At 67.0% G+C, this 5,026-nt stretch carries 6 protein-coding genes; 2 read left to right on the top strand and 4 right to left on the bottom strand.

Features of this window, described 5'->3' with window-relative positions:
- Positions 1–65 precede the first annotated feature (65 nt).
- Entirely contained in the window at positions 66–1,505 is a 1,440-nt protein-coding gene (locus Q4I23_RS30450; RefSeq protein ID WP_498528695.1) for a DHA2 family efflux MFS transporter permease subunit, read from the top strand.
- 87 nt (positions 1,506–1,592) lie between these two features.
- Here the strand turns inward: Q4I23_RS30450 and Q4I23_RS30445 are convergent, their stop codons facing one another.
- Complete coding sequence (locus tag Q4I23_RS30445) at positions 1,593–1,838, bottom strand: hypothetical protein (protein ID WP_014239362.1); 246 nt, start codon at positions 1,836–1,838, stop codon at positions 1,593–1,595.
- A gap of 423 nt (positions 1,839–2,261) precedes the next feature.
- On the opposite strand from Q4I23_RS30445, the gene Q4I23_RS30440 reads away from it, so the two are divergent.
- A complete protein-coding gene (locus Q4I23_RS30440; RefSeq protein WP_041811445.1) occupies positions 2,262–3,152 on the top strand; it encodes a LysR family transcriptional regulator in 891 nt (296 codons plus the stop codon).
- 475 nt (positions 3,153–3,627) lie between these two features.
- Here the strand turns inward: Q4I23_RS30440 and Q4I23_RS30435 are convergent, their stop codons facing one another.
- The 3 genes from Q4I23_RS30435 to Q4I23_RS30425 form a co-directional block, all read right to left on the bottom strand.
- Positions 3,628–3,888: a hypothetical protein gene (locus tag Q4I23_RS30435; RefSeq protein ID WP_247893009.1), complete on the bottom strand. Its 261-nt coding sequence runs from the start codon at positions 3,886–3,888 to the stop codon at positions 3,628–3,630.
- A 229-nt stretch (positions 3,889–4,117) separates the two neighbouring features.
- Positions 4,118–4,633, bottom strand: a complete 516-nt coding sequence (locus Q4I23_RS30430) for an outer membrane lipoprotein (protein ID WP_454018799.1) — start codon at positions 4,631–4,633, stop codon at positions 4,118–4,120.
- Between the two features lie 182 nt (positions 4,634–4,815).
- The coding region (locus Q4I23_RS30425) for a hypothetical protein (RefSeq protein ID WP_498528694.1) at positions 4,816–5,026 on the bottom strand (211 nt) is incomplete at its 5' end.

Genomic DNA, 5,026 nt, shown 5'->3' with positions numbered 1-5,026 from the left:
TCTCGTGGGCTCGGAGATGTGTATAAGAGACAGCCACCGCCCTATCCCCCGCCATGCCTTCCGCCATGCCCCGCGCCACCCGCTACATTCCCTTCATCATCGCCTGCGCCCTGTTCATGGAGAATCTGGACGCGACGGTGATCGCCACGGCGCTGCCGGAGATCGCACGGTCGATGGGCGAGGACCCGCTGCGCCTCAGCCTCGCCATGACCTCCTACATGCTGGCGCTGGCGGTGTTCCTGCCGGTCAGCGGCTGGATGGCCGACCGCTACGGCACGCGGACGATCTTCGCGGCGGCCATTGGGGTGTTCACCGTCGGCTCGATCCTCTGCGGCCAGGCGGACGGGCTGTACGAGCTGGTGGGCGCGCGCATCGTCCAGGGGCTGGGCGGGGCGATGATGGTGCCGGTCGGGCGGCTGATCCTGCTGAAGACCGTGCCCAAGGAGAAGCTGGTCGCCGCCATGGCCCAGATGACCCTGCCAGCGCTGATCGGCCCGGCGCTGGGGCCGCTGGTCGGCGGCTTCATCGCCACCTACGCCTCCTGGCGCTGGATCTTCTACATCAACGTGCCGATCGGGCTGATCGGGATCGCGCTGGTGCTGACCCTGATCCCCAACGTGCGGGAGACCGAGCGCGACCCCTTCGACGGCCGCGGCTTCATGCTGAGCGCGCTGGCCCTGGCCGCGCTGATGTTCGGGCTGGAGAATGTTGGCCGCGGCGTGCTGCCGCCGGTCGCGGTCGCCGGGGTGCTGGGGTTGGGCTTCGCCGCCGCGTGGCTCTACCTGCGCCATGCCCGAGGGATGGAACGGCCGGTGCTCGACCCCTCGCTGCTGCGCCTGCCGACCTACTTCGCCTCGGTCATGGGCGGCACGCTGTTCCGCATCGGCATCGGCGCCGTGCCCTTCCTGATGCCGCTGATGCTGCAGGTCGGCTTCGGGCGCACGCCCTTCGAGTCCGGAGCGCTGACCTTTGCCGGGGCCGCCGGGGCGCTGACCATGAAGGCGCTGGCCGGCCCCATCCTGCGCCGGCTGGGCTTCCGCCGGGTGCTGACCGCCAACGCGCTGCTCAGCGGCCTGATCCTGGCGAGCTACGCCGCCTTCCGGCCCGAGACGGCGCACTGGGTCATCCTGGGCGCGCTGCTGATGGGCGGCTTCTTCCGCTCGCTGCAGTTCACCGGCCTGAACAGCCTGGCCTACGCCGAGGTGCCCAAGGAGTGCCTGAGCCGCGCCAACACGCTGGCCAGCGTGATGCAGCAGGTCTCGCTCAGCCTGGGCGTTGCGGTCGGGGCGACGGTGCTGCACCTGACGCAGAGCGTCACCAGCGGCCCCGGTGCCGCGCTGACACCCACCGACTTCGTGCCGGCCTTCCTGACGGTCGGAGGGATGGCCTGCGTATCGGCCCTGTTCTTCCTGCGGCTGCCGCCCGACGCCGGCGCGGAGATCAGCGGCCACCGCGCCCGCGCGCGGGCCAAGGAACCGCCGCGCGCGCTCGAAGCGGCCGACTGAACCCCAACCGGATCGGCCGCAACCGGATCAGATGCAGCCGGATCAAATGCAGCCGGATCAAATGCGGCCGGGTCAAATGCGGCCGGGTCAGCGGTCTTCCCAGTCCGGCTCGTCCGCCTTGAGAAGCTCCAGGAGCCGGGCGACCCGGCCCGAGGGGGGATGCCGCGTCGCCTCCCCCATGTAGTCGTCGGCACCGGTCCAACTGGTGGCCTCCATCAATTCGGCGGGCGTCGCGCCCGTGCCGATGATGCTGGCGATGCGCATATCGTCCAGGCGCCCGCAGATGTCGATCACCTGATCGCGGGTGAGCGCCGGCTGATGCTGATCGGGCATTCGGAACCCCTCCTTCCCAAATCCGCGTCACACCCGATTTGCGGCCCATCCGACGCCCGGCGCAACGGCGCAAGGGTAGAAGCCCCGCAGCAACAAGAGGGAGGTGCCTTCCCAGGCGTCGCCGGCCCGAGTCTCCCAATCCTGCGCCGGGTCTCGATTATCGTCCGAGCAAATCCAGCGCAGCGAAGTCGTCCTTCGGTTGCGGGAACGGCAAAAATCCCACAATGCGGGATAAACAAATGTGCGCTCTTCGCAGCACAACGGAAAATTCTTACCAAGCTTGGCTCTTTTTCGTGCGGTGGGCCTTTGGTTGGGGGTGCGTTCGCCGCGCGTTCCCGGTATAAATGAGCATGGCGGCTATGCGCCGTCTTCAAGAATGAACGGGAGGCTCCCCGCCAGGGCGCGGGCAGCAAGACAGGCATGATGGACTGGGACAAGCTTCGGGTCTTCCACGCCGTGGCCGAGGCTGGAAGTTTCACGCACGCCGGCGAGACGCTGAACCTCAGCCAGTCGGCGGTCAGCCGCCAGATCAGCGCGCTGGAGGAGAGCCTCGGCGTGCCGCTGTTTCACCGGCACGCGCGCGGCCTGATCCTGACCGAGCAGGGCGAGCTTCTGCACCGCACCGCCCGCGACGTCTTCGCCAAGCTGTCGATGACCGAAGCGATGCTGACCGAAAGCCGGGAGCATCCGAAGGGTCCGCTGCGCGTGACCACCACGGTGGCCTTCGGCTCGACCTGGCTGACCCCGCGCGTCAACGAGTTCCTGTCGATCTACCCGGACATCCAGCTCACCCTGCTGATCGACGACAACGAGCTGGATCTGGCGATGCGCGAGGCGGACATCGCCATCCGCATGAACACGCCGCGCCAGCCCGACCTGATCCAGCGTCACCTGATGTCGGTGCATTTCCATCTCTACGCCCATCAGGAGTATCTGAAGAAGCGCGGCGCCCCGAAGATCCCCGCCGATCTGGACGGGCACGACATCGTCGCCTACCCGCCGGACGTCCGCGCGCCCATCGCCAACGTCAACTGGATCAACGAGGTTGGCGATCCGGCGCCGGGCGCGCGCAAGCCGATCCTGCAGGTCAACAGCATCTACGCCATGTACCGCGCCGTGGAGAGCGGCCTGGGCATCGCCGCCCTGCCCGACTTCCTGGTGGACGGCAGCAAGGAGCTGACGCGCGTCCTGCCCGATGTGGACGGCCCGAAGGTCGACGCCTACTTCGTCTATGCCGAGGAGCTGCGTCATTCCAAGCGCATCGCGGTGTTCCGCGACTTCCTGGTGAAGAAGGTGGCGGAGTCGGCCTTCTGACCCAGCCCAGCCTTTGAGCAGACACCATGTTTGCCTGTTATTGATGCAAAGGCGCCCGGTGAGCCATGCCGGGCGCCTTTCTTTTTGTACGGATTGTACCGAAACCCGTCTCGCATCTTTGCAATCCGGTTGCCGTTTCCCGTGCGAGGCCACCTGCCCTTCAGCACCATACGCATCCGCACGCCAATTTCTTACGTTTCTTCAAGCCCTTACAAGCTATGCGGTTCTCGCATGGCCGAATTGGATATTTGGGGATGGAATCCTTTGGGCAGAATGGTCAAATCTTGGGCGTTGGATGTTGCGCCGCAGCATCCGGCGTTTCGTCCCGGAAGCCCGCTTCCGGGGTTGGGTCCTTGGACCCAGCGTCTCCCAGACGTGAAGCCTCCCTGTTCAACTCGCCGCTAGCCCACTGGGTTAGCGGCAGTTTTTTTGTCGGGATGGCACCTGTGGGCACAGGATGGGAGGAACCGACGCGTTATCGGACGTCGGGAAGCCGGGCACCCTCACGCGCGTAGATCTGGCGCGGCGCGCAATATTCATCGAGTTGCACCACCACGGCTCCAGGTTGGCTGTTCAAGCCCACCCAGGCATCGTAGCCGACGATGTCCCCCGGTATGTTGCGATACAGGCCGTAGGCAAGATAGCGGACGTCGGACACCGGTATCCGCACCCCGGCGAGGGAGGAGGCGACGGCCCCGTTGCAGCGGTTCGGGCTGAGCCGATCCAGGGCGCTCACCGCGCCGGGTTCGGGGGCGGCCTGCGGCGGCGGGCTAAGCCCGGTGCAGGCCGCTACAAGAACCACCGACGCGACGGCTCCACCCCGTTGGAACGCCCGGAGGCACTCCGCCCTTCCGACTGTTCCGCCCATCATCGGATCATCCTCCTGCACGCCGCTCCCTCGTCCCCTCGGATCAACAGGCAGGAGGACGTCCTGTGCCGGGGCGCCAACCCACGGCCAGAGCGCCTCAATCCACCACTTTGATGCCCTTGGGGCGGTTCGTCTCGGTCGGCAGATGATCGGCGGACAGGACACGCTGGTAGGTGCCGTTCGTCTGCACCATCACGCGCTGGCCAGGACCGAAGATCGGCTCGTTGGTTGCCTGCTCCTGCACGATGGTGATCGTGCGGCCGGTGGCGAGCGTCACCACATATTCGATCCCGGTGCGGTCCGAAATCGCCTGTTCGGCCACGGCGCCGGCCACGGCGCCCACCAGCGCACCGCCCAGGATCGCCGCCACGTTGCCGGAGCCCTTGCCGACGTTGGACATCGCCAACCCGCCGGCAGCGCCGCCGACCAGCCCGCCGGCCCCCGTGTTCTGCCCCTGGATGTCCACCGGACGGGTCGCCATCACCGTGCCGAACTCGACCGAGGTCGCTTGGCCGACATCCCGGTAGCTGTAGCGGTTCTGGCTCTGGCCGGCACAGGCGCCGAGCGACAGGACCGTCAGCCCCAGCATCGCCACAGCCAGACCACGCTTCATCGATCGACTGTGTTTCGCTTCTTTATCAAGGAAGGACATCGCACCCTCATGCACGCACAGCGCGGCGCCCCGAACCGGGCGCCACCGCCGCGAGCATGGGCGGGCAGCGGGCCGTTGTCCATGCGAGAATACGTCATTGCGGTGCCGTTCCTGCGACACCCACTCCTTTCAGACAGGTCTTTTTAGACAGGCAGCCTCGAAGCGGACCGGCCCGTCACCAGCCCCGGCCCGACGACCAGCCGCCATAGAACTGCACGCTCGGCCCCGGATAGGGACGGGGCCCCCAATCGTTGCGCCAGGCGCGGTGGTGGTGGTGACGGGGCGGCGGTCCCCAATCTGTCTCTTATACACATCTCCGAGCCCACGAGACTATAACAGCTATCTCGTATGCCG

The organism is Azospirillum sp. UFLA03-27, assembly GCF_059803775.1.
Note: the sequence above shows the minus strand (reverse complement) of the source record. Positions and strands in the feature narration are given on the sequence as shown.